At 67.3% G+C, this 24,488-nt stretch carries 21 protein-coding genes and 1 tRNA gene; 4 read left to right on the forward strand and 18 right to left on the reverse strand.

The genetic code is table 11. The features are described from left to right. Nucleotides 1-98: 98 nt before the first annotated feature. Together ABEA50_RS16290 and ABEA50_RS16295 are read right to left on the reverse strand one after the other, a co-directional pair. Nucleotides 99-170, reverse strand: a tRNA-Gly gene (locus ABEA50_RS16290). Between the two features lie 117 nt (nt 171-287). Then, the gene (locus tag ABEA50_RS16295; RefSeq protein ID WP_345496229.1) at nt 288-1,532 is read right to left on the reverse strand and encodes an MFS transporter; all 1,245 of its coding nucleotides are present in this window, start codon (nt 1,530-1,532) and stop codon (nt 288-290) included. A 94-nt stretch (nt 1,533-1,626) separates the two neighbouring features. Between ABEA50_RS16295 and ABEA50_RS16300 the strand changes: the two genes are divergently transcribed. Beyond that, a complete protein-coding gene (locus tag ABEA50_RS16300; protein ID WP_345496230.1) occupies nt 1,627-1,968 on the forward strand; it encodes an ArsR/SmtB family transcription factor in 342 nt (113 codons plus the stop codon). Between the two features lie 302 nt (nt 1,969-2,270). Here the strand turns inward: ABEA50_RS16300 and ABEA50_RS16305 are convergent, their stop codons facing one another. The 4 genes from ABEA50_RS16305 to rpsO form a co-directional block, all read right to left on the reverse strand. Next, a complete protein-coding gene (locus tag ABEA50_RS16305) occupies nt 2,271-2,687 on the reverse strand; it encodes a hypothetical protein (protein WP_345496231.1) in 417 nt (138 codons plus the stop codon). A gap of 137 nt (nt 2,688-2,824) precedes the next feature. Further along, nucleotides 2,825-4,168: a M16 family metallopeptidase gene (locus ABEA50_RS16310; RefSeq protein WP_425577653.1), complete on the reverse strand. Its 1,344-nt coding sequence runs from the start codon at nt 4,166-4,168 to the stop codon at nt 2,825-2,827. Nucleotides 4,169-4,239: 71 nt separating this feature from the next. Beyond that, entirely contained in the window at nt 4,240-6,552 is a 2,313-nt protein-coding gene (locus ABEA50_RS16315) for a polyribonucleotide nucleotidyltransferase (protein ID WP_345496232.1), read from the reverse strand. A gap of 494 nt (nt 6,553-7,046) precedes the next feature. Beyond that, nucleotides 7,047-7,316 carry a 30S ribosomal protein S15 gene (gene rpsO, locus ABEA50_RS16320; RefSeq protein WP_345496233.1) on the reverse strand — a complete coding sequence of 90 codons (270 nt, stop codon included), beginning with the start codon at nt 7,314-7,316 and terminating at the stop codon, nt 7,047-7,049. Between the two features lie 238 nt (nt 7,317-7,554). Between rpsO and ABEA50_RS16325 the strand changes: the two genes are divergently transcribed. Then, nucleotides 7,555-8,373 carry an alpha/beta fold hydrolase gene (locus tag ABEA50_RS16325; RefSeq protein ID WP_345496234.1) on the forward strand — a complete coding sequence of 273 codons (819 nt, stop codon included), beginning with the start codon at nt 7,555-7,557 and terminating at the stop codon, nt 8,371-8,373. Between the two features lie 9 nt (nt 8,374-8,382). On the opposite strand, the gene ABEA50_RS16330 is transcribed toward ABEA50_RS16325, so the two are convergent. The 6 genes from ABEA50_RS16330 to ABEA50_RS16355 all read right to left on the reverse strand — a co-directional run bounded on the left by ABEA50_RS16330 (nt 8,383) and on the right by ABEA50_RS16355 (nt 16,061). Continuing rightward, nucleotides 8,383-9,348: a bifunctional riboflavin kinase/FAD synthetase gene (locus tag ABEA50_RS16330; protein WP_345496236.1), complete on the reverse strand. Its 966-nt coding sequence runs from the start codon at nt 9,346-9,348 to the stop codon at nt 8,383-8,385. 328 nt (nt 9,349-9,676) lie between these two features. Further along, nucleotides 9,677-11,152 (reverse strand): aldehyde dehydrogenase family protein, encoded by a 1,476-nt coding sequence (locus ABEA50_RS16335; RefSeq protein WP_345496237.1) that lies wholly within the window; start codon nt 11,150-11,152, stop codon nt 9,677-9,679. Next, nucleotides 11,145-12,470: a homogentisate 1,2-dioxygenase gene (hmgA, locus tag ABEA50_RS16340; RefSeq protein ID WP_345496238.1), complete on the reverse strand. Its 1,326-nt coding sequence runs from the start codon at nt 12,468-12,470 to the stop codon at nt 11,145-11,147. Before hmgA ends, ABEA50_RS16335 begins: the two co-directional genes overlap by 8 nt. Then, a complete protein-coding gene (locus tag ABEA50_RS16345; RefSeq protein ID WP_345496239.1) occupies nt 12,467-13,531 on the reverse strand; it encodes a lipocalin-like domain-containing protein in 1,065 nt (354 codons plus the stop codon). Before ABEA50_RS16345 ends, hmgA begins: the two co-directional genes overlap by 4 nt. A 56-nt stretch (nt 13,532-13,587) precedes the next feature. Then, on the reverse strand, nt 13,588-14,862 hold the full coding sequence (locus ABEA50_RS16350) for an oxygenase MpaB family protein (protein ID WP_345496240.1): 1,275 nt from the start codon (nt 14,860-14,862) through the stop codon (nt 13,588-13,590). Nucleotides 14,863-14,912: 50 nt separating this feature from the next. Continuing rightward, nucleotides 14,913-16,061, reverse strand: coding sequence for an alpha/beta hydrolase (locus ABEA50_RS16355; protein ID WP_345496241.1), 1,149 nt, complete (start codon nt 16,059-16,061; stop codon nt 14,913-14,915). Nucleotides 16,062-16,150: 89 nt separating this feature from the next. Here ABEA50_RS16355 and ABEA50_RS16360 point away from each other — a divergent pair, with 89 nt between their 5' ends. Further along, nucleotides 16,151-16,717: a hypothetical protein gene (locus ABEA50_RS16360; protein ID WP_345496242.1), complete on the forward strand. Its 567-nt coding sequence runs from the start codon at nt 16,151-16,153 to the stop codon at nt 16,715-16,717. Beyond that, the gene (locus tag ABEA50_RS16365) at nt 16,714-17,250 is read left to right on the forward strand and encodes a hypothetical protein (RefSeq protein WP_345496243.1); all 537 of its coding nucleotides are present in this window, start codon (nt 16,714-16,716) and stop codon (nt 17,248-17,250) included. The genes ABEA50_RS16360 and ABEA50_RS16365 overlap by 4 nt, the downstream gene beginning before the upstream one ends. A gap of 129 nt (nt 17,251-17,379) precedes the next feature. On the opposite strand, the gene ABEA50_RS16370 is transcribed toward ABEA50_RS16365, so the two are convergent. From ABEA50_RS16370 to ABEA50_RS16395, 6 genes are all read right to left on the reverse strand, one after another. Continuing rightward, the gene (locus ABEA50_RS16370) at nt 17,380-18,750 is read right to left on the reverse strand and encodes an MCE family protein (protein WP_345496244.1); all 1,371 of its coding nucleotides are present in this window, start codon (nt 18,748-18,750) and stop codon (nt 17,380-17,382) included. Between the two features lie 71 nt (nt 18,751-18,821). Next, a complete protein-coding gene (locus ABEA50_RS16375; RefSeq protein ID WP_345496245.1) occupies nt 18,822-19,979 on the reverse strand; it encodes an MCE family protein in 1,158 nt (385 codons plus the stop codon). Beyond that, nucleotides 19,976-21,274 (reverse strand): MCE family protein, encoded by a 1,299-nt coding sequence (locus tag ABEA50_RS16380; RefSeq protein ID WP_345496246.1) that lies wholly within the window; start codon nt 21,272-21,274, stop codon nt 19,976-19,978. Before ABEA50_RS16380 ends, ABEA50_RS16375 begins: the two co-directional genes overlap by 4 nt. Continuing rightward, nucleotides 21,271-22,284 carry an MCE family protein gene (locus tag ABEA50_RS16385; RefSeq protein ID WP_345496247.1) on the reverse strand — a complete coding sequence of 338 codons (1,014 nt, stop codon included), beginning with the start codon at nt 22,282-22,284 and terminating at the stop codon, nt 21,271-21,273. Before ABEA50_RS16385 ends, ABEA50_RS16380 begins: the two co-directional genes overlap by 4 nt. Then, nucleotides 22,281-23,303 carry an MCE family protein gene (locus ABEA50_RS16390; protein ID WP_345496248.1) on the reverse strand — a complete coding sequence of 341 codons (1,023 nt, stop codon included), beginning with the start codon at nt 23,301-23,303 and terminating at the stop codon, nt 22,281-22,283. Before ABEA50_RS16390 ends, ABEA50_RS16385 begins: the two co-directional genes overlap by 4 nt. Continuing rightward, nucleotides 23,300-24,484: an MCE family protein gene (locus ABEA50_RS16395; RefSeq protein WP_345496249.1), complete on the reverse strand. Its 1,185-nt coding sequence runs from the start codon at nt 24,482-24,484 to the stop codon at nt 23,300-23,302. The genes ABEA50_RS16390 and ABEA50_RS16395 overlap by 4 nt, the downstream gene beginning before the upstream one ends. Between the last annotated feature and the right edge of the window lie 4 nt (nt 24,485-24,488).

Here is a 24,488-nt window from a genome sequence, read left to right on the forward strand (position 1 = left end):
GTGCGCATTCCCCCTAGCAGCACTGTCGAACCTCGTTCGACCTGGCCGTCCCCCGATTCGACGGTTACTCGACCCGACCGCTGACCGGATTCGACAAGAGCGGATGACGGGATTCGAACCCGCGACCCTCACCTTGGCAAGGTGATGCGCTACCACTGCGCCACATCCGCATTCATGTTCGGAGGATGCTCCGTAACACGAGGAAAATTCTAGTCGAACTTTGGCGAGAAACGCCAATCCGGTGCTCCCGCTGGTCGACTGGATTGTCGATGCGGGAGCCGCCGGGGTCAGACGGATTCGGCGACCTGTTCGGTGCGCCGCTGGGCGGCGCGATGGTGTCGCAGGCCGAGCGCGGCCGCGATCAGGCAGGCGACGGCGACCACGCCGACGAACCAGGGGAAGACGGCGCTCAGGCCCCACTGCGTCGCGGCCCAGCCCGCGATAATGGTGGGCAACGCCATGGCGGTGTAGGCGAGCAGGTAGAACGCGGACATGGTTTCGCCGCGCTTGTGCTGGGGCACCACGTTCGACAGGTGTCGCAGCGATCCGCCGAAACCGAGGCCGAACGTCCCGCCGAGCAGCACCCCCGAGGCGAGCACGACCACCCAGTTGTGGGTGGTCAACGCGGGCACAGTAAGCACGAGTGCGATCGCCATGCCGGTATCCCCGACGATCGCCGCCCAGCGTGCCGGAATGCCGGTGGCGAACAGTTGCGCCAGCGCACCCGCGGTCGCGGTAGAGGCGACGACCGCGCCGCCGAAGATGAGGTTGTGGATGCCGGTTTGCTGACTGGCCAGCGACGGGTACAGCGACAGCAGTACCCCGAGCACCGACCATGCGGCCATCACGCCGATGGCGGCGAACCAGAAGTCGTCGCGAATCTCGTGCGGCACCGACGGTTTCGAGATCCGAATACGTCCGGCGACCCGCCCGGAGTGTGGTTCGCGCAAGGCGAGCACGCCGACGGCGACGATGAGGCAGACGACGGTGATCACCACATACGGGGTGCGCAACGGGTACGGGGCGTACTGCGCGAGCAACGCGGACCCGAGGATCGCGATCGCCATCCCCACGTTGAACATCACCCCGGTGAGCTGCCCCGACCGCGCACCGTGATTGGGCTTCAGATCCAGCAGCGCCGCGGCGCCCGCCACCACCGTGGAGCCGACCGCGAGGCCGTGCAGGGCGCGGGCGATCAGCAGCATCGCGACATTGTCGGCGAGCAGGAAAACCACGAGACCGAGAACCATGATGACAAAGGCGCCGAGCAGCACCGGTTTTCGACCCACTACGTCGGAGATCTTCCCCGATACCAGCACGGCCGCGAGCGCGGCGACCGCGTAGACGGCGAACACGATGGTGGTGGTGAGCGGCGACAGATGCCACTCGGCCTCGTACACGCCATACAGCGGGGCCGGAACCCCGGACACTCCGAGCGCGACCCCACCCGCGACGAGAACAAGAGGGTAGGCCCAGGTCTGCACCGCGTGCCGAGCATCGCCTGGTGTGGTGGCCGACATGGTCGCTGCCATCGACAGACTCCGATCGGGTAAGTTTGATGTTGATCGAACCGCGTACAACGCTACAGTCGGTATGACGATCATCAAACCCACTGTGAGGTAGCTCATGGCAGACACGAAGGAAACGGCACCGGCGACACCCGAGGCACCGCCGGTGGCGGCACTGCCCACCGTGCTCGGCGCGCTGCAAGACCCGGTACGCCTAGAGATGGTGCGACGGTTGAGCAATGCGGGCGCCGGTATCCCCGTGCGCTGCAACCTGCTCTACGACGTGATCAACAAATCCACCGCCACGCACCACTTCAAGATCCTGCGCGAGGCGGGTGTCATCGAACGCGTCTACGTCGACGGCCAGATCTGGCAGCGCCTGCGCGGCGCCGACGTGGAATCCGCGCTACCCGGCCTGCTCGACACGATCGTCGAGGCCGCCAACCGCGCGCAGGAATAGAACGAGCCGCCGACCGGTCCCGTAACGAGGCCGGAGTCTGCGGGTAGTGCCAGGCACAAGGCCGAGATCATGCGCGGGATCACCGAGCGAATCGGCGTGACACGAACTCATCCAGACGACGAAGCACGGATCGACCACCGGCTACCGCTGCCACCGATCGAGTTCACTCACGACCGCGCCGGATCGAATTCACACGTTCGACGGAGTCCTCGACACAATCTTTTACCAGCCGGGCGCGCATGACGAGCCCCCTCGACAGAACGTCGTCCCGTGCGATCACCAGCGGTGGGCAGTCGGCCCCGTCAGCAGTTGTCGAACTGCCACTTGCCGTCGATGAAGCTCCACTTCACCGGCTTCGGATTGTCCTCGGACGCTTTGGCGTCGAAGTTCTTGGTCGTCACCTGACCGGTCTCCCCCGAGGTCGTCACGGTGATCTCCGCTGGCTTGGTATGCAGGTCGCGGCCGTCGTACTTCTGGCCCATGGAGGCGGCGAAGTCGTCCTGGTTGAGGGTGAGTCGGCAACGCGCGGAACGGGTTTGGTACGCGGCGGGGTAATCGTGGTCGGCGAGTGCGTTCGCGTACGCGGTGGCGTCGGTTTTCAAGGCTTCGGCGCTGGGTCCCGAACTGTCGCCGGAATCGGCACCGCCACAACCACATAGCAACAGCGCGGGTAATGCCGCAGCGACCAACGCGCGCACGGACCGGTTAGTTCGGGTCATCTCGACTCCTCGCAGAGATTGGCGGTGCACCGGATCGGCTACCCGAGCAGGCGCACTCGTCGTACGAGCATTCTCCTGCCCGGTGACGATTCGGCCGATACCGTATCGCGCGGCGGATATTCCGACCAACCCGCTGGTCAGGCACCCGTCAATCGACGCACCGAGGCGGGCAGGTCGCGGGCGCGGCGATACGGGCCAGCGACCGCGACGGCAGCGGGTCGGGCCAGCAGCGTGCGCGCGACCGCACAGACCTCGTCGGTGGTCACCGCGTCGATGCGGGCCAAGGTTTCCGACACGCTGCGGTGGTTGCCGTAGCTGAGTTCACTGCGACCGATGCGGTTCATCCGCGACGCCGAATCCTCCAGTCCCAGCACCAATCCCCCGCGCAGCGACCCCTTCGCCCGTGCGCATTCGGCCTCGGTGACGCCGTCGGCCGCCACCTCCTCCAGCACCGAACGTGCCAGGGTCGCGACCTCGCCGAGGTTCTCCGGCTGGCAGCCGAGATACACCGAGAACGCACCGGTATCGGCGAAGGTGTCGACCCCGGAGTACACCGAGTACGCCAGTCCGCGCTCTTCCCGAATCCGTTGGAACAGACGCGAACTCAGCCCACCACCGACCACGGTGTTGAGCACCGACAACGGCCACCGCCGATTCCGGTCGTGGCGCCCGAAGGCGCGTACGCCGAAGGTGAGGTGCGCTTGTTCGCTGTCGCGGTAGGTGCGATGCAGCGCGGGCGTGTTCTGCGACCGAAACCGGCCCTCACGCCTGGGCATCGGATCCGCAGCGTGATCGAGCCGCCGCTCGAACGCGCGATGCACCAGTTCCACCGCGTGCTCGTGATCCACATTGCCCGCGACCGCGACGACCATCCGGTCCGGTCGATAACGACGCTGATGGAAACCACGCAACTGCTGAGCGGTCATCTGCTCGATGGATTCGACGGAGCCGATCACCGGCCGCCCGATCGGATGGTCACCGAACAGGGCGGTGAGGAACGCGTCGCCGACCAGATCCTCCGGGTCGTCGTCGCGCATGGCGATCTCCTCGAGCACCACCTGACGTTCGACGTCCACGTCCACGCCTCGACACAACCCGTTGAGCACCACGTCGGAGACCAGATCGACCGCGAGCGGCAGATCCTCGTCGATGACGTGGGCGTAGTAGCAGGTCTGCTCCTTGGCGGTGAAGGCATTGAGCTCCCCACCGACCGCGTCCATCTCCTGCGCGATATCGAGCGCCGAACGTGTCGGCGTCGCCTTGAACAGCAGATGCTCGAGAAAGTGCGCGGCACCGGCCACCGAGCGCCCCTCGTCGCGGGAACCGACCCCGACCCACACGCCGACCGACGCCGATCTGACTCCCGGCACGTATTCGGTGACCACGCGCAGGCCGCCGGGCAGGACCGTGCGCCGCACCCCGAGGTCGGCGCTGTCGCGCAGTTCACCCGCGCCGCGTTGATCGGCGGGTTCGGCACGCAGTTCGAGTGACGAACCCCTCTGCTCGCGGAGCAGAGGGGTTCGCGTCTTCTTTGTCGTCACAGAGACAAGTACTACTCGCTCACCGTGGCTGCCGCATCCACGGCGGCCTCGGTGGCGGCCGCCTCGGCGATCGGGTCCTCGGCGGGATCGGTCGCGTCCGCGGCCTCTTCCACCGGCACCAGCGAGATCTTGCCGCGGTTGTCGATGTCGGCGATCTCCACGCGCAGCTTGTCGCCGACGTTCACCACGTCCTCGACCTTCGCGACGCGCTTGCCGTTACCCAGCTTGGAGATGTGCACCAGGCCGTCGCGGCCGGGCAGCAGCGAGACGAACGCGCCGAAGGCGGTGGTCTTGACGACCGTGCCGAGGAAGCGCTCGCCGACCTTCGGCAGCTGCGGGTTGGCAATAGCGTTGATCAGGTCGATCGCCGCCTGCGCCGCAGGGCCGTTGGTCGCACCGACGTACACGGTGCCGTCATCCTCGATGGAGATGTTGGCGCCGGTGTCCTCGGTGATCTGGTTGATCATCTTGCCCTTGGGCCCGATGACCTCACCGATCTTGTCCACCGGGATCTTGATCGCGGTGACGCGCGGCGCGTACGGGCTCATCTCGTCCGGGCTGGTGATGGCCTCGGCCATCACGTCGAGGATCGTGGTGCGCGCGTCGTGCGCCTGGCTCAGCGCGCCGGCGAGCACCTGCGAGGGGATACCGTCGAGCTTGGTGTCCAACTGCAGCGCGGTGACGAACTGGTGGGTGCCGGCAACCTTGAAGTCCATGTCGCCGAAGGCATCCTCGGCGCCGAGGATGTCGGTGAGCGCGACGTAGCGGACCTCGTCCTCGCCCTTGTCGTTCTTCACGGTGTCCGAGACCAAGCCCATCGCGATACCCGCGACCGGCGCCTTCAGCGGCACACCGGCGTTGAGCAGCGACAGGGTGGACGCGCAGACCGAACCCATCGAGGTGGAACCGTTGGAGCTCAGCGCCTCCGAGACCTGACGGATGGCGTACGGGAACTCTTCCTGGCTCGGCAGCACGGGCAGCAGGGCCCGCTCGGCCAACGCGCCGTGGCCGATCTCGCGGCGCTTCGGCGAACCGACGCGGCCGGTCTCACCGGTCGAGTACGGCGGGAAGTTGTAGTGGTGCATGTAGCGCTTGCTGGTCTCGGGACCGAGCGAGTCGACCTGCTGGGCCATCTTTACCATGTCGAGGGTGGTGACGCCCATGATCTGGGTCTCGCCACGCTCGAACAGTGCCGAACCGTGCGCCCTCGGCACCACGGCCACCTCGGCCGACAGTGCGCGAATATCGGCGAGACCGCGGCCGTCGATACGGAAGCTGTCGGTCAGGATACGTTGGCGCACAAGCTTTTTGGTGACGGAGCGGAACGCGGCGCCCAGCTCCTTCTCGCGGCCGGTGAAGGTCTCACCGAGGCGCTCGAGCACGGCGGCCTTGACCTCGTCGATCTTCGACTCGCGCTCCTGCTTGTCGGCGATCGACAGTGCCTCGCCCAGCTCCGAGCTCGCGGTGCCCTCGACGGCCTCGTACACATCGGCCTCGTACGGCGGGAACAGCGGGAATTCGCCGGTCGGCTTGGCCGACAGCTCGGCGAGATCCTGCTGCGCCTTACACAGGCGCGCGATGAACGGCTTCGCGGCTTCCAGGCCCTCGGCGACGACGGCCTCGGTCGGCGCCTGCGCGCCACCCTCGACCAGCGCGACGACCTTCTCGGTGGCCTCGGCCTCGACCATCATGATGGCCACATCGCCGGACTCGACGACGCGACCCGCGACGACCATGTCGAACACGGCGTCCTCGATCTGCTCGACGGTCGGGAACGCGATCCACTGACCGTCGACCAACACCACGCGCACGCCGCCGACCGGGCCGGAGAACGGCAGACCGGCGATCTGGGTGGAGGCGGAGGCGGCGTTGATGGCCACCACGTCGTAGAGATCCTTGGGATCCAGGCTCAGCACGGTGACCACGACCTGGATCTCGTTGCGCAGGCCGTCGACGAACGACGGGCGCAGCGGACGGTCGATCAGGCGGCAGGTCAGGATCGCGTCGGTGGAGGGGCGGCCCTCACGACGGAAGAACGAACCGGGGATCCGGCCCGCCGCGTACATGCGCTCCTCGACGTCGACCGTGAGCGGGAAGAAGTCGAACTGGTCCTTGGGGTGCTTACCGGCGGATGTCGCCGACAGCAGCATGGTCTCGTCGTCGAGGTACGCGACGACAGCGCCGGCGGCCTGGCGGGCCAGCCGCCCGGTCTCGAAGCGGACGGTACGGGTGCCGTAGCTGCCGTTGTCGATCAGCGCGACGGATTCGAACACACCGGGCTCGACCTCGACGGCCGAGGACTTGCGTTCTGTGGTTTCTGTCATTCTCTGTTTTCAACCTCTCGTCTTCGTCGGATCCAGCGCCCGTTGGCGCGATCCGACTTGTCGTCGGCAAGACCGGATGAAGACGCGCGGCAGCCCTCGTGGCTGCGACACGCGCACCCGGCCGAACCCCCTTGGATTCGGCGACGCGGAGGCGGTCATCGATCGAAGCCCGCCGGTCGAACCGAAAGGCCACTACCGAAGACCGACGCCACGCGACGGGTACATACGGCCGTGCTAGTTGTCGGCGGTAACGCCGGGCGAATTCCGCCCCGTGCGCATCGTGCGCTTCAATAGCCGACGGCGCCGATTGTACGGGCACCCACCGACCGCCTCGCCCACCGGCTCACCGGCGTCGTGCCTCGTGTCGAATACGCGAGCCCGATCCACGCGGCGAGTCGGTGCCCACGGACAAACGAAACGCACACCTGCGGCGATCGCGTCGTGCGAGCCGAACAGATGTGCGTTTTGTTTCGTCGCGGGTGGTCGCCCGAGAATCAGCGACGCAGGCCGAGGCGCTCGATCAGCGAGCGGTAACGGTGGATGTCCTTGGCCGCCAGGTACTTCGACAGCCGACGACGGCGACCGATCAGCGCGAGCAGGCCGTGGCGGGTGTGGTGATCATGCTTGTGGACCTTGAGGTGCTCGGTCAGGTCCGAGATACGCTTGGTCAGCAGCGCGATCTGGGCCTCCGGGGAACCGGTGTCCTTCTCGTGCAGGCCGTACTCGGCGAGAATCGTCGACTTCTGCTCGGTGGTCAACGCCATGGGGCATCCACTCCTATTTCTCAGTCCCGCGCTCGAATGTCCGGATACCCGGATCGGGTGCCACCGCGGACCGCAGCAAACCCGAGGAGCCACCATACCGGACCAGGCGAATCGGACGCGAATCAGGCGGCAGCCGTGGCGCACGGCGCACCGTATTCGCTTACCTCGCGGGTAATTTACTCGCCTACCCGAACGTGCGAATCTTCCTCCCGTAGCAACGAATACGAGGGAGAACGAGATGCCGCACTTCGAAACCACCGATGGCACCGCACTGGCCTACGAGGATTACGGAACGGGCGCACCGGTCGTTTTCGTCGCGGGCTGGTCGCTGCATTCGGACATGTGGGAATACCAGGTTCCGTACTTTCTGGATCACGGATACCGCTGCGTGCTGCTGGACCGACGCGGGCACGGCAGGTCCGACCGCCCCACCACCGGATACGACGTGGACACCCGCGCCGACGACCTCGCGGCCTTGCTCGAGAAACTCGACCTGACCGAGGCCACCCTGGTCGGCCATTCGGGCGGCGGCGGCGAGATCGTCCGATATCTGGCCAGGCACGGTAGCGACCGGGTCGCCGGGGTCGCGCTCTTGGCGGCGGCACTGCCGATGCTGCGGCGCACCGATGACAACCCCGAAGGCATCCCCGCCGAATTCTGCGCGGCCACCCTGGCTCAACTCCGCATCGATCGCCCGAAATGGTTCGCCGACCGCGCGCAGGGCTACTTCGCCACCCACCTCGGTAATGCCGTATCGCAGGCGATCATCGACCACGAGATCCGCCGCTGCCTGGTGACCGCCCCGCACGCCGCACTCGCGGTACAGCAGGAGCTCTTCCACACCGATCACCGCGCCGACGTCGCCGCACTGCCCGTACCGGCGCTCATCGTGCACGGCACCGCCGACCAGTCCATTCCGCTCGAGACGACCAGCAGGCATACCGCGCGCCTGGCGCCCGAGAACACCTTCAAGGAGTACCCGACCGCGGGTCACGGGCTCTACATCACCCACGCCACGCAACTGAACGCGGATCTGCGCGAGTTCATCGAGCGATGACCGACACGGTCACGACTCGGCGGTGAGCACCTCGCGTACCTTCGCCACGTCACGATCCATCGTCTCGATCAACGCGTCCACCGAGTCGAAAGCCAGTTGGCCGCGCAGGTTTTCGACGAAATCGACCGCGACGTGCTGACCGTAGAGGTCGGCCTCGCCGTCGAGCACATACGCTTCGACGGTGCGGGCCCGGCCGGAGAAGGTGGGGTTGGTGCCGACCGAGATCGCGGCCATCGCACGGTCGCCGGGTGTCACGGTGCCGATGGTCGGGCCGGGGCCGAGCACGGTGAACCATCCCGCGTACACGCCGTCGGCGGGGATCGCGGCGAACATGGGCGGTGCGACGTTGGCGGTCGGAAATCCGAGTTCGCGCCCGCGCCCGTCGCCGTGCACGACCACGCCCTCCACCCGATGCGGCCGACCCAGCGCTTCGGCGGCCGCGGCCATATCGCCCGCGTCGACACAGGCGCGAATGTAGGTGGAGGAGAACGTGACCGCGTGCTCGCTGAGCAGCTTCACGCCGTCGACCTCGAAGCCGAAGCGGCGGCCGAGCTCGCGCATGGTGTCGATGGAACCCGCGGCCTTCTTGCCGAAGGTGAAGTTGTCGCCCACCACCACCTCGCGCACGTGGAGCCGTTCGACCAGCAGGTCGTGCACGTAGCGGCCGGGGGTGAGCTTCATGAACTCCTGGGTGAACGGCATCACGCAGAACACGTCGACGCCGAGTTCTTCGGCCAGTTCGGCCCGTCGAGTCAGGGTGGTGAGCTGTGCGGGGTGCGCGCCGGGTCGCACCACTTCCATGGGGTGCGGGTCGAAGGTCATCAGCACGGAGGGAACGCCGCGTGCCGCCGCCGCTTTCACCGCCCTGCTGATCAGCTGCGCATGGCCGCGGTGCACACCGTCGAATACACCGATCGTGACCACGCAGCGACCCCAGTCGGCCGGCACGTCTTCGAGGCTCCGCCATCTCTGCACATCGGAAAGCCTACGCAAATCGAGTGCCGAACAATATTCGGGCGGGCCGATCTCACACCGGTCCAGCACCACCCGGCACGCTGTCGACAATTCCGGCACACCCGTCCCGCGCGGCCCGAGCCCGCCGCCGAATCCGGGTGTCGACAGCAGCGGACCCGGGCACGGGAAGACTCGGTGCCGGAAGTGCCCAGGACACCCGAGCGAAAATCAGGCGGGTCCGACCACGGCCCGGTGTAGCACCGTCGAGCCGTTCGCCCCTGCACGGCTTCGGCCGGGAAGGCGCGAGGCGAGGCGAGCGCAATTCGGACCACGTGACTCGGGCGAGTCGTCACAGTCCGATATGGACCGTCTTCTCCTCGGTGTCGCCCTCGATGCCACTGCGGCCGAGCTCGCGCCCGATCCCGCTGGCGGCGCGTCCACCCCACGGCAGGCTCGGATCGGGGACGCCCCAACCATTCACCCACACGGTGCCGACCCGCAGGCGCTCGGTCACCGACACCGCCCGCGACAGGTCGCTGGTGTAAACCATCGCGTTGAGACCATATTTCGTGGCGTTGGCCAGCTGGACGGCCTCGTCGGTGGTCTTGAAGCTGATCACACTCGCGACCGGGCCGAAGATCTCTTCCTTCGCGATGGTGTGGTCGTTGGTGGTGCGGAAGACGGTGGGCTCGATGAAGTAGCCGGGACGGTCGAGCCGGCGGCCTCCGGCCAGTAACGTGGCGCCCTCGCCGCGGCCGATCTCGATGTAGCGCAGGATCTGTTCGGTCTGGCGCGCGTTCACGATGGCACCCATCGTGCTCATCGGCAGGAAGGGGTCGCCGATCGTGGCCTGTCGCGCGGCCTCGATGAGTCCTTCGGTGACCTGATCCACCACCGACTCGTGGGCGAGCACGCGGGTTCCCGCGGCGCAGACCTGTCCCTGGTGGTAGAAGTTTCCCATCGCGATCCACGGCATCGCCAGCTCGAGATCGGCGTCGTCGAACACCAATTGCGGTGCCTTACCACCCAATTCGAGGGTGACCTTGCGAAAGCTGTCCCCCGCCAGACTCTGGATCCCGCGCCCGACCCGGTAACTACCGGTGAAGGAGATCTTGTCGATACCGGGGTGTGCGGCCAGTGCCGCCCCCGCGACCGGCCCCAGACCGGGTACGACATTGAGCACACCGTCGGGCAGTCCGGCCTCGGCGAGCAATTCGGCCAGGCGCAACGTCGACAGTGCCGCGTCTTCGGCGGGTTTCACGACCGCCGAGCATCCGGCGGCCAGGGCGGGCGCGAGTTTCCACGCGGCGATGAGCACCGGGTTGTTCCACGGCAGGATCGCGCCGAGCACGCCGAGCGGTTGGCGGATGGTGTAGCCGAACCGACGTTGCGGTCCGAAATCCGGGAGCAGCGCGGTGGTTCCGGTGACCTTGTCGGCCCATCCGGCGAAGTGCCGGAAGGCCGCGGCGGCCGCGGGGATGTCGCCCTCGACCGAGTCGTGGAACAGCTTGCCCATCTCGACGGCTTCCAGCGCGGCGAGCGTCTGCGCATCGGCTTCGATGAGGTCGGCGGCGCGGGTGAGGATGCGTCCGCGTTCGGCTCCGCTCACGCGCGACCACGCACCGCCGTCCACCTGGCGGCGCGCGGCGCTCACCGCCTCGTCGACGTCTGCGGGTCCCGCGGCGGCGATGACCGAAACCCGTTGCTCGGTAGCGGGGTTGATCGATTCATAGGTGGCACCTTCGTGGGCGCGGCGATATTTTCCCCCGATTCGCAAGGTGGGATCGGGCAGCTGATAACGAAGGTCGGGGGTGGGCTCACTCATGGTCTCTCCGGTGGGGATCAGGCTCGGCGAATCGGCGACGCAACCCCGCCCAGGACGCGTCGTAATTCGGTTGACGGTGTGCGGCCGCGTACGCGAAGTCCGAAACCACCAGCGGCCAGCGGGTTTCGAACATCAGCGCCAGCGAATCGTTGATGCGCCGCGGCGCGAGCTCGGCGGCGCTCGCGGCCTCGAAGGTGTCGTTGTCCGGACCGTGCGCGGCCCACATGTTGTGCAGGCTCACCCCGCCGGGCAGGAACCCTTCGGCCTTCGAATCGTGCACGCCGCGCACGAGCCCCATCAGCTCGGTCATCACATTGCGGTGGAAATGCGGCGGACGGAAGGTGTGTTCGGCGACATTCCAGCGCGGCGGGAACACACAGAAGTCGACGTTCGCCTGGCCGGGGGTGTCCGAAGCGGAGGTGAGCACGGTGAAGATCGATGGGTCGGGATGGTCGAAGCGCACGGTGCCCATGGCGTTGAAGTGCGCGACGTCGAACTTGTATGCCGCGTGCGAGCCGTGCCAGGCCACCACGTCCAGGGGCGAGTGGTCGTACTCCGCCCACCAGAGCCCACCACCGAATTTCTGCACGACCTCGACCGGCCGCTGGAGATCCTCGTAGGCGGCGACGGGGTATCGGAAATGCCGTGCGGCGGCCAGGCCGTTGGCACCGATCGGACCGAGCTCGGGCAGCTCGAACGGGGTGCCGTAGTTCTCGCACAGGTAACCCGCCGCCACTTTGTCCAGCAGTTCCACCCGAAATCGCACCGCACGACCGATCACCGCGAATTCGCCGGGACCGACGAGCAGCTTGCCGAATTCGGTGTGCAGCAGGATTTGTCCGCGCTGCGGCACCAGCAGAAGCTCGCCGTCGGCGTCGGCGAAGTATCTGGTGTGCATCGAGCGCGTCGCGCGGTAGAGGTGGATCGCGACGCCTTGGCGTTGCAGTACGGACCCGTTGGCGGCGACCGTGTAGACGCTGTCGAGGAAGTCCCCTTCGGGCCAGTTGTCGGGAAGGGGATCCCACCGCAGTCGATTCGGGTCGGGCGCACCGTCCAGCGGCGCACTGCGAAAGGTGTTGTGCCGCAGCGGCACCAATGCGGGATGCTGCGCGGAAGGACGAATGCGGTACACCCAGCTGCGCCGGTTGGCGGCGCGCGGCTCGGTGAACGCGGTCGCCGACATCTGTTCGGCATACAGGCCGTTCGGCGCGCGTTGCGGCGAATTCTGGTCCGGCGGAAGCGCTCCCGCCACCGCCTCGGTGTGGTGTTCGTTGCCGAATCCAGTGAGATACTCCAGATCCGGTGCGGTATAGGTCATTTCAGTGCCACCAGTTCGTGCAGGGTGCTCCCGGTGCGACGGTCACTGCCCGCGTCGGTGTGCACCGTCAGCTCGAAGTCCGAACGGAATCGGAAGTAACCGGGGTGGCCGACGAATCGGTGCATCAGCGGTTTGATCAGCCGAGTGCGGACGAGGGGAATGTCGTCGAGCAGGTCGCGGGCGTCGATCACCGATTCGACGGTCAGGCGCAGGTCCAGCTGATCGGGAACGCACAGGTCGATGTGACTCGGATAGCAACGGCCCGCCGTCGCGTTGTAGACCGCGGGTCCTTCGGTGAGAACCGTTGTGCCGGTGGACAACAGGATCTCCTCGCCACGGGCCAGCATCACCGGCGCGATCCGCGCCGACCCGCACCCGCGCTGGGTGAGCACCACCGCGTACAACAACGAATAGTCCTCGACGTAGAGCCTGCCCCAGTGCCAGCGATCGATGATCTTGCGCATATCGCCCACACCCCAGTTGTGGTCGGCGTAGCCGCGCCCGGTGACCGTGATGACCTCGCCGTCGAGTTCGAGTCGCCCGGTGACCTTCGCGCGCGGCGCCCCGACGACCCAGCCGAAGGAATTCTTCGCGCCGAAGCGGGTCTCCCCCTGCCCCGGCATCCAACTGGGCGTCTCGTTCTCGAACCGCAGGTCGAAGCCGATACCGTCCTCGGCCAGGCGCAGGTGATGGACGGGAAGACCGTTGTCGGGGAACTCGGCGCGCGCGGTGTTGTCGCCGATCCGTACCGCACACGTTCGCGTCGAGAATTCGGTGTCGGATTCGGCGTAGCGGCGCGACACCTGACGACGGGTGCCGTCGGGCGCGTAGACGGTCAATTCCACCCACGGCTTGGCCGAGGGCAGGTCCTCCGGTCGCCGTTTGGTCAGGAACCCGACGACGATGTGACCGCTGTCGAGGTGGGCGTCGAAATACCAGTGCTCGAAGGCCAGTTTGCTGCTGGCGGCGTGTAATCCGTTGTGGTGCGGTCGCACAACGGTCAGTTCGCCGTCCTGGCGGCCGGGGCCGTTCCAGACCTCGGCGACGTCGAGGGTCTTCATGGTTGCTCCGATTCGATCGTGGTCGTTGCCGTGGCGGTGTTCACCAACAGCGGCGTTCAGCGACGCAGCGCGCCACTGGCGTCGAATTCCGCTTCCCTGCCACGCATTTGGGCGCGATACCAGTTCTCCCGATGCCGGAGCATCACCTTCTCGTGTACGCGTGCGAACGGCGGGAACAGTCGACGCGCGACCTCCGTGGCGGTGATCAACGGGAATCGGGCGAGCGGGAGCAAGATCCACGGAAAGGCGGGCGGCATCGTGTAGTGCCGCCTGGTGCCCGGCGCCATGTACATCGCGGAGTACACGGAGTTGATGCGGTAGTTGTAGATCTCGCGTATTCGAGTGAGTCCGCGGTGGCCGTCGCGAGGGGCGAACGCGGCGGGGTAGGACTCGATCAGTTCCTTGCCGTGGTCGCCCGCGTCGTAGGAGCGGGCGAGGATGGTCATGGCGAGCACGCGGAGCGCGTCCACCACCGTCTCCGGGTACCAGCGGGGACGAACGCCGAGCAGATGTCCCATGTACTTCTGAAAGTGCAGGAGCGCACGGATTTCTGAGGGGGTGGTCTGATAACCCAAGGCCCACAAGCCCAGTCCTGGCGTGACGCTGCCGCCGAGCAGGGTGAGCAATTGGTAGGTCTGGCTGATCGGCAGGCCCCACCGCTCGGTGTCCCATTCCGGATGTTCGCTCACGCGCGCACGCACCGACACGTGCATGACGCGCACCTTGAGCGCGGTCGCGCGCCCCGCCGATCCCGGTGTGAGCAACGCTCCGGGTTGGGACACGTCGATCCAGAATCTGGTGGTCTCCAGGAACCGACGCAGCGCGCTCGCGCCCGCGTAGCCCCCCGCCAGCGACAGCGGCGTCGCCACCGCGGCCTCGGTGTACATCTCCAGGGTTTCGGCACCGGCGAAGCTGAAAAGCATGGTGCCCCAGCGCCGCCAGATCGCCGCGCCTTGTTCCACGAGCTCCGGGCGCACCCAGTCGGGCACCGACTCGAATTCGGCGAACAGTGCGCGCATCGCTTCCGGCGCGTCCTGGACGGCCTCGATTCCGTCGGTCACCGCGATCTCGAGCAGTCGACGTCCCTCGGCGGCACCGGTCGGGCCGTGCATGACCTCGGCGACGAATCGTTCGGCCACGGGATCACCGGCGAACAAGTCTTCGCACAGCACGCGTGCCTGTTCGTCGGTCGGCAGCAGTTCCCCGCCGGTGATTCGCCGCACCCATCGCCGCGCGCGGGCCGCCGCGGGGGTTCGCCGTGCCTCCCAGTAGTGAAAGGCGGTGGGACACCGCGGCGGTCCCGTCGTCTCCTCCGATTTCGCTGTATTCACCGACACTGCCTCTCCTTGTGCGTGTTGGGTCCGTGCGGCCCGTCCGGCGGTCATCCGGTGAGCCCACGCTCATCGAGCCAGCCCAGCAGGCGGCGCACGAGGTCGGTCAGACCCTCGGGTTGGTCGACCAGGTAGTGGTTGAGATGAGCGAATTCGATGAGGGTGGCGTCGGGATCGCCACTGGCGGCGTGCATCTCGCGCGATTCGCTGACGAAGGCAGCTTGGTCGCCGCGCAGACACCCCACCAGGGTCGGCGCTGCGACGTTCGGGAGATCCGTGAGCGCGTCGGCATGCGTGGTACGCGTGCTCCACGTGCTCAACCAGTTTCGTGCGGTGACGAATCGAGCCAGGCCACCGGCGGCCGTGTTGGCCCTGGCCGGATCGCCGTACATGCTGCCGGGTTCCCGGTCGCTCGGATCTAGGGTGATGTCGATGAAGCGCGGGTCGGCGACGGTGCGGTGCACCACGAACGCCCGGTCGTCGCCGTCGCCGCGGGCGAGTTGTTCGCGCGCGAAACGGTCGATACGTTCGGTCCTGCGGCGTTGTGCGCGCCGGTATTCGGTGACCCACGCCGGGTCCAAGGGGACCCGGCGGTCCTTGTCGTAGAGATCGAGCAGGGAATCGGTGCCGTAGGGGTCGTTCTCTTCGAGGACGGAAGGGTCGATCCAGTGCTCGAGCACCCTGGCACGGCCGGGATGCGCGCCGACGAGCAGGAGTCCGTCTGCGGGCGTGAGCCCGTCGAGTTCGACCGGGTCGCCGGTGGGAGTCGTTGTCACCGAATGGTTTTCGGCCTGCGCCTGGTAAAATGACGCCAAGGGTCCTCCGCCACTGAAGCCGAGGAGTACCACGCGCTCGAAGTCGTGGTGCGCACGCAGCCAGCGCACGCCCGCCCCGAGGTCTTGTGCCGCCCGCTCCATCAGCAACGCGGCCTCGTTTCCGGTGTATCGGGTGTTCATCCCCATGATCGCGATGCCCTGTTCGGCGAACGCGCGCAGCAGGAAGTGCGAGAGGAAGTTGGAGGCGGGATGCGCCATGAGCAGCGCGACCCGCTTCGAGTGGTTCGACGGCAGCACCAGATTGGCGTGCAGCGTCGGGTAGTGACGACTCAGACCCGAGTGCATCTCCACCTTGCCGTCGGTGGCGGGGCGGTACGGGATTCGTTGGAAGTGTTCTTCGGCGGCGAATTTCGCGGCTGACAACAGCGGCCTCCTCTGCGCGACCATCGGTGCGATCGGGGGTCGCAACGCATGTCCATACTTTATAGTACGTAAATACGGTACTTAAAAGTATGGAATTGAGGACAGGTATGGCCGACGACCGCGAGGACGCCCCGTCCGCACCCACGGCACCCGACCACACAGGACCCCGCACCCGATCCACACGCACGCTGCGCACCGCGGCCGCCGGAGTGCTTGTCCTGGCCCTGCTGGCGACGGCAAGCACGCTGTGGTTCGGGCATCGCGAGGCCGAACACGGCCGCGCCGACCGCGCCGCCTTCCTCGACGCCGCACGCAAGACCGTGCTCGACCTGACCACGATCTCCACCGAGCACGTCGACGACGATGCCGCCCGCATCATGGACGGCGCGACCGGCCCATTCGCCGAGGACTTCAAGACCAGAACCTCGACATTCACCTCCGTGGTCCGACAGGCGCACGTCTCGACGGTCGGCACGATCACCGAGGCGGGGATCGAATCGCTCGGCGCCGACGAGGCGAAGGTGCTCGTCGCCGCCAGCTCAAAGGTCACCAATGACGCGGGCGCCCAACAACAGCCGCGCATCTGGCGCCTACGCCTGACCATGCAACGCGTCGAGGGCCGCATCCTCGCCTCGAACGTGGACTTCGTGCCATGAGCGCGGGTGATGACGCGGTGCCGGACGCGCGGCCCGCCACCGACCTCACGCAGCCTGGAAACCGGTGGCGCCTGCTCGCGGTAGGTGTCGTGGTCCTCGCGTTGATCGCCACGACGGCGACGCTGGCGGTGTTCCGTCACACCGACACCCAGACAGCGCACGCCTATGCCGACGCCGCGTCCGCCGCGCGCGACGCCACAGCCGCGATCCTGTCCTACCGGCCCGACACGGTGGCCGACGATCTTGCCGAGGCGCGCACCCACCTCACCGGTGAATTCGCCACCTACTTCGACCGATTGGGCACCGAGGTGGTGCTACCCGCGGCACGGCAACGCCACATGAGCACCACCGCCACCGTGAGCGCCACCTCCGTGGTCTCCGCCACCGACGACCACGCCGTCGCCCTCGTCTTCGCCAACCAATCCACCACAGCCGACGACCTCCCCCAGCCGAAGACGTTGTCGAGCAGCTTGCGTGTGGAACTGCGCAAGGTCGACGGCACCTGGCTGGTCAGCAAGTTCGACCCGGTCTGATCCGGGAACCCGCTCGCCGGACACGGGCCGCGGGCAGCTAACGATATTCCGGCACAACCGGAACGAGACGGCGGCATGCACGGTCTCGTCCCTGTCGGCCGCACACCTGACGAGCCGCCGGAACGTGGATCACGGCGCAGGCGCGAGCAGGTTCGCCAATGTCGGTGTCTCGGTAGCGTCGGCACCCGCCAATTCTCCTACGGCGTAGCGATTTCCATCTCTGCCGACGTAGGTCCCGCCGATGGTGTCGTAGGTGGCGATACCGGCTGCCGGGTGCGTGTCGGCCGGGTCGCTCGCTGCCGGGTGCGTCGAGGCCGGAGGGGTTTCGGGGGGCGGCGACGGCTCGTCGGCGCCGGAAGGGTTGCGGCACAGCTGTACGGTCGGTGCGCGGCGACCGGGGAATTCGAGGCACGGGAGGTTGCGTGCGCCGCGCAGGGAGCGCGGATCATCCGGTGACACTTTGCAATAGAGGTCATTCGGCGTCTCCACAGTGTCGGTATCGGCCGGTGATCTGCGTTGTTCCGGTGGCAGGAAGCCTTCGATGCACGGCGGCGGATCGCTGAGCTGGTTGGCGAAGAAGGTGTTCTGCCCAGGGTCGTCGGTATTCGGCAGGCCCGCCGATTGCGAGGCGGCGATCAGCGGCGGGTACAGCACCAGAATCTGTTCCAGGGCCGGGTTGTAGACGGCCGCAACCTGTTCCACCGTGACCAGGTTCGAGAGCAACAGCGGCAAAGTCGGACGCAGCCGCGTGAACAACGCGGTCACCTCTTCGGCGGCGGGCGCGGCCTGCGCCAGTACGCCACGCAAGTGCGGATCGGCGGCGCGTAACCGGTCGGTGAGTGCCGCCACCGACGAGGTCCACTCGCGAATCGAGTCACCGGTGGTGGTCTGGGTGTCCAGCAGCGGACCCGCCTCGTCGATCAGCGTGGCGGCCCGATCGCGCACCTCGTCGGCGGCATCCGCGAGCTGCCCGAGCGCGGTGACCAGCGCCCGCAACTGCGGCGCGAGACCGGCCACGGCGGTGGCACTTTCGTCGATCACCGTGCGGAGATCGTCGGTGCCGACGGCCGTGAGACTCGCCTCGATCCGGTCGAGGATCGGACCGACCTCCTCGGACGTCGACGCGCGCTCCCGAGGGATGACCGCGCCGTCGGAGAGAAAAGGACCACCGGCACCGCGCGGCACCAGATCCACGTATTGCTCACCGACAGCCGACATTCCGCGCACGGCGGCGTCGAGATCGACTGGCACACGGGTCGAGGAGTCCAGCGCCAGAGTCGCCTCGGCGCCGTCGTCGATGGAGCGCAATGCGGTCACCGTTCCGATGGTGACACCCCGATAGGTGACTCCAGCACTGGTGTAGAGCCCGCCACCATCGGGCAGTCGCACGACGACGGTGTAGCGGCCGATCCCCGCACGCTGTGGCAGCTGCGCGAATTGGATGCCGACGACCGTCAACGAGACGGCAGCCACCACCGCGAATACGCACAGGCGCCGCACCGGAAGACGACTGTGCGCCAGTCTGTTCCGAACGCGGGTAAGCCAACCGGCCGCACGTTTGATTGGCCGATTCATCGTGGTCCCTCCGGCACGGGCGCGACAGGCGGGTTCAGCAGATCGGGCAACGGCATCGGTCCAGCACGGGCCGGACCAGGATCGGTGTGCCCGAGTATGCCCTCCAAGCCGGTGAGCATTCCTTGCAGCGGTGTACCGAGGAGCAGGGCCTCGTCGAGCGTGCTCAGGGTGAGGTCCAACGTCACCTCACCATTGGCGTAGTCGCCGCGCACGGCGTTGGCGTAGGTGTCGATCGGGAAGGGGTAGGTGAGCAGGTACCGGGTGGAATCGGTGAGTGCCGAACCGGAATCCGCGAGTGCCGCGAGTGCCGGCTGTAGGTCACGCAATTCGGCGCCGAGGTCGGCGGCGGTCGCGCCGACCAGCCGGTCGGCGGTGGCACCGAGGTCGCCGAGGCTGGTCAGCGCGTGGGTGAGGTCTGCGCGGCGATCACGCAGGACGGTCAGAGCGGGTTCGAGCCGGTCGAGCGCGTCACCGATCTCGTCGCGGTGCACGGCCAATCGCGCGCTCATCGCGTCGACCTCGGTAATCGCGGCGACGATGTCGTCGCGCTGTCCGTCGAGTCCCCGCAGCAGGGTGTCGAGGTGGTCGAGCAGTACGCGCACGGCATCCTCGCGACCGGACAATGCCGCGTTGAGTTCCGCGCCGATATCGCGGATCTGGGCCAACCCACCTCCGCTGAGCACCAACGACACCGAGGACAGGGTTTGTTCGGTGGTCGGGAACTGACCGGCGCGAGCGAGCGGGATCAGCGACCCCTCGTGTAACCGCCCCTCGGCAGGCTCGGTGGCCGGCGCGGCGAGCGCGATGTGGGTCGAGCCGAGCAGGCTGGTCTGACCGACCTTCGCGACCGCGTTCTCCGGCAATTCGACCTCGGCCACGAGACCCACGGTCACCAGTGCGTGTTGGTCGACGAGCGCGATATCGGTGACGGTGCCGACGGTGACGTCATCGACCAGTACCGGCGAATTGCGTTCGATGGTGGACACATCGGGCATCTCGATCCGCACCGAATACGCGCCGTCACCCCGGCCGACCGTGCCGGGCAAAGGCAGGGAGTTGAGCCCACGCCATCCGCACCCGCTCGCGACGAGCACCACCGATACCGCGAGCGATACCGCGGCGACCCGGCGTGCCACACCACACATACCGCTCATCGGGGACCTCCTGGGACCAATAACTGTTCGAGCAAACCCGGCGGTGCGGGTGGTGGCACACCCTCGCTCGGCGCAGGGTCGTCGGGGACGACGGCTGACTCTCGCGGCGACTGTTCCGGAATCAACCCCCGTTCGCTGTAGACGAGTTGACCAGGCAACGCACCGACACCTCGGGACGGGTTCGATTGCAGCGGCGGATAACTCGTGGACAACAGCCCCAACAGCGGGCCGAGATATTCCACGCAATGCCGCGCGCCCTGTTGCGCGTCGCTCTGCTCGGCGGCCGCGATCGCCGAGCACACGAAGTTCACCGGGTTCGCGAAGTTGCTCAGTGCGAGCGCGGAGACCACCGAGTTATGTGCGGGCTGGTAGATGTTCTGGAGATTGCCCAGCGCCGTCGGCGCCACATGCAGGATCTGCGCGATCCCGTCCCGTTGACGCGCGAGATCACCTGCGACAGTGGCGAGTCCGTCGGCGGTGGTGCCGACCCGGTCCCGGTTGTCGGCGACGAAGCGAGTCACCTGTCCCAGTGCGTCGTCGAGTCCGGCGAGTGCGGTGTCGAGGTCGTCGCGATTGTCGGCCAGCAATGAGGTCACCGAGGCCATCCGGTTATTGATCGCCACGATCCGCGTACCGCTGTGCGACAGTGCGGTGACGAACATCTGAAGATTGCTCACGATCGACACCAGATCGCCGCGTCCCTCCGCCAGGGTGCGCATCGCCGTCGACAGGTCGGCCAATGTCTGATGCAGGGACGGGCCCTGTCCTCGGAGGTTTTCCGCCGCCGTGTCCACCACACCGCCGAGTGGCCCCTGCGGCTCCTGCGGCGTCGGGCTCATGGCCGTGGCCACGCGTCGCAGTTGGTCTTTGATCTGGTCCCATTCCACCGGGATCGCGGTGCGACCGATCGGAATCGTCGCACCCGACTCGAGCCGTGGGCCCCCGGTGTACCCGGGCGCCAGCTGAATGAACCTGGCCGACACCAGGTTCGGCGACATGAGCACCGCGCGCGCCGCGGCCGGCACCTGCTGACCCGAGTCGACCCGAAAACGCACACGCACCTTGTCGCCCACGGGGTCGATCGCCTCGACGCTGCCGACCCGCACGCCCGCCACGCGCACCGAATCGCCGCGGTAAAGCCCGGTGGCGGAGGCGAATTCGGCGGTGAAGGTGTTGCTACGCACGCGTGGCGCCACCGTGTAGGAGGCGAGGGCGAGCACTCCGAGCGCGAGCAGCAACGCGAGCACTACCGTGCGCACCCGCCGTGCGGGGTGGGCAGCGTCGGCGGAATTCATCGGCCCTCCTGCACAACGGGTTCGCCCAGTGCCGCACGGATATACGGCTCGATGATCTGCCCTGGGATGAGATTCTGGATATACGAGCTGAAGAACGGTCCACTCGCCACGGCCTCACCCAGTTCGGTCATGTACGGCCCGAGCCGTCCGATGGCCTCGGCGATGTTGTCGCTGTTGCGGCGCAGAATGTCCAGTACACCGTCGACCTGCGCGAGGGTCGGCGCCAACCGTTGCTCGTTGTCGCGCACAAGACCGCCCAACTGGGTGGCGAGCGCGCTCACGTTCGCGAACAAGGTGCTCACCGCGTCGCGGCGGGCCTGCAGTTCGCCGAGCACGGTGTTCGCGTCGCGCACCAACGTGTCGAGTTGGCCACTGCGCTGAGCCAGCACATCCGTCACGCGCCGGGCGTGATCGAGCAGGTCGCGCAGGGACTGGTCGCGTTCGGCGACGGTCGCCGACAGCCGGCCCATGCCGTCGACGGCCGCGCGCACATCGTCCGGGGTGTCCTGCAAGGTTTCCGACAACACACGCATCGACCGGGTGAGTTGCTCGGTGTCGATCGCCCCCGTGGTGTCGGTGAGATCGCCGAGTGCGTCGGTGAGGTTGTAGGGCGAGGTGGTGTGTTCGACGTCGATGGTGTCGCCGGGCCGCAACGCGCGCTCGCCCGCCGGGTGCAGTCGCAACTGCTTGGCGCCGAGCACCGTGGCGGTGGCGATCTGCGCGGTCGAATCAGTACCGAGAGTGATCGATTCTTCGACGCTGAACCGCACCGCCACCCACTCCCCCGCCAACGCGATTCCCCGCACCCGACCGCAGTCGACTCCGGCCACCTCGACCGCGTCGCCCACCTCGAGTCCGCCGGTGTCGGTGAACAACGCGCGGTAGGTTCCGTCGTTGTTCAGCAACGGCAGGGTGTCGAGGTGTGTGGTCACCACCAACAGCAGTCCGATCAGCACCGTGCCGAGCACTCCGGCACGGAAAGTGTTTCGTTCCTTACGATCTCGCATCATTTCGGTGCACACCTGCCCGTCGTCTGACCGATCAGCGGCGTGCTGACCGCCGCACCGTCGGGTGCGTTGAGCCGCAGCCGCAGCCCGCACAGGTAGTAATTGAAGAAGTTGCCGTACGCGCCGAGCCGAGTGAGCGCGGCGTAGGTGTCCGGCAGTCGTCCCAGCACGCTGTCGAGGGTGTCGGCGCCGGAATTCAGTTGCGTTGCCGTGCGATCGAGTTCGTCGACGGTGCCCGCGATCGCGGGTCGATTGTCGGCCAAGAGCGTGGCGAGGCTGGCCGCTGAGCCGTCGATGTGCTCGATCGCGGTTCCCCACGCCGCGCTGTCGGCGGCCAGGCCGGTGGCGATCTGTTGCACCTTGTCCAGGGCGCCGGAGAATTCCGCGCGATGCTCGTCGAGCCCGGACATCACGGAGCGCAGGTTGGTGATCACCTGACCGATCAGCTGGTCGCGGTCGGCCAGGGTGCTTGTCAGGCTCGCCGCGTGCGCGAGCAGTGATCGCACCGTGCCACCCTGCCCCTGGAGGACGGCGATCAGTTCACCGGAGAGGTGATTGATCTGCTCGGGGTCGAGCCCGCGCAACAAGGGTTGGAAGCTGCCGATCAGCAGATCCATGTCCAATGCGGGCGAGGTGTGTTCGCGGTCGATGGTGTAGCCGGGTGCGACCGGACGCGAATCACCCGGCCCCGCATGTAGTTCCAGATAGCGATCGCCGACGAGGTTCTGATAACGCACCACCGCGCGAGTCGCCGAGGTCGGCCGATAGGTGTGATCCAGTTCGAGCGCGACCCTCGCCCCGAACGCCGGTGTGATCCGCACCGAAGTGACACGCCCGACCTCCACCCCGGCGACCCGGACGATATCGTCCGCGCGCAGTCCGGAGGCATCGGTGAATTCGGCGTGATAATCGGTGCGGTCATCGAAGCGGAGATCGCCGAACACGACCACGAGACCGCACAGCACCAACAGCATGCTGACGACGAAGGCGCCCGTTTTGACGACAGTCGATGTCGCGATCATCGCGGCGCTCCTGGACTCGGGAACAACAGGTTCAGGATCGAACCGGGCACCAGGCGCGGACCACCGGTGTCGCCCTCGAAGGGAAAAGCCCCGATGTCGGCGACGACGAACGGCGTGGGTACCTCACTCAGCGTCACCTCGGGCAACGCACCGCAGCGTGGCCCTCCGGTGGCGCCGACGACGGGCAGGTTGTCGGGGTAGGTGTAGGGATCGGTGCCCAGCAGCAAGGTCGAACGAAGCAGCATGCTCGAACCATTACCGCCGGTCACCGGTTCGGCGAGGCGCCGCGCGCGATCAGCACCTTGCAGGAAGCAGGTGAGCACCGGTGCGTAGCGGCCGAGCAGGTCGGTAGTCGGACGCAGCAGGCCGATCGCCGAGGTGAGGGGTTCGCCGTTGGTGGTGAGGATGTCGTTGCCGGTATCGGCCATGCCGATGAGCGAAAGCAACGTTCGATCGAACCCATCGCCCTGTGCCACCAGGGTGTCGGCTGTGGTGGCGGCATTGGTGAGCCCGGCGGCGAGATCGTCGGCGGCATCGGCGTAGATGGACGCGGTCTCCGCCGTCGCACGCAGATCGTGGCGCAAGGCTGGCAGTCGTGGATTCAGTTGGGCCAACACCGCATTGGTGTCATCGATGGCTCGACCCAGGTCCGCACCGTTGCCGCGCAACGCCGCGGCGATCGCCGACAGTGTGGCGTCGAGTTTCTCCGGCGCGATCGCGGAGAGCAGTTGGGTGAGTGACTCGAATACCGAGTCGATTTCGACGGTCACCGCGGACGCGCCGATCACCGTGCCGGGCGCGATCGACCGGCCCACGCCACGGGCCGTTCCTCGCGGGTCGGTGAGAGTCAGGTACTTCTCGCCGAAAACGGTGGTGGACTTGATCTCCGCGCCCACCCCCGCGGGTACCGAGGCCACACCGTCGTGGGTCAGCCGCGCGGTCACCACCGCGCCCGCACGCGCGTCGTGCGAGATCGCGCTCACCCGCCCGACCTCGACCCCGTGATATTTCACCAACGCACCGACCCGCATCGCCAACCCGGCCCTACCCGACTCGACGGCGATCTCCACCGAATCACGGAACGAGCCACGGTAGGCGTGGTAGGTGAGCACCGCCGCACCAGCGACAGCGGCGACCAGGGCCAACGCCGCCACTTTGCGCACGACACCGAGTGCGGTCATGTCG

This window comes from Nocardia callitridis (assembly GCF_039543305.1).
GTDB classification, from domain to species: domain Bacteria; phylum Actinomycetota; class Actinomycetes; order Mycobacteriales; family Mycobacteriaceae; genus Nocardia; species Nocardia callitridis.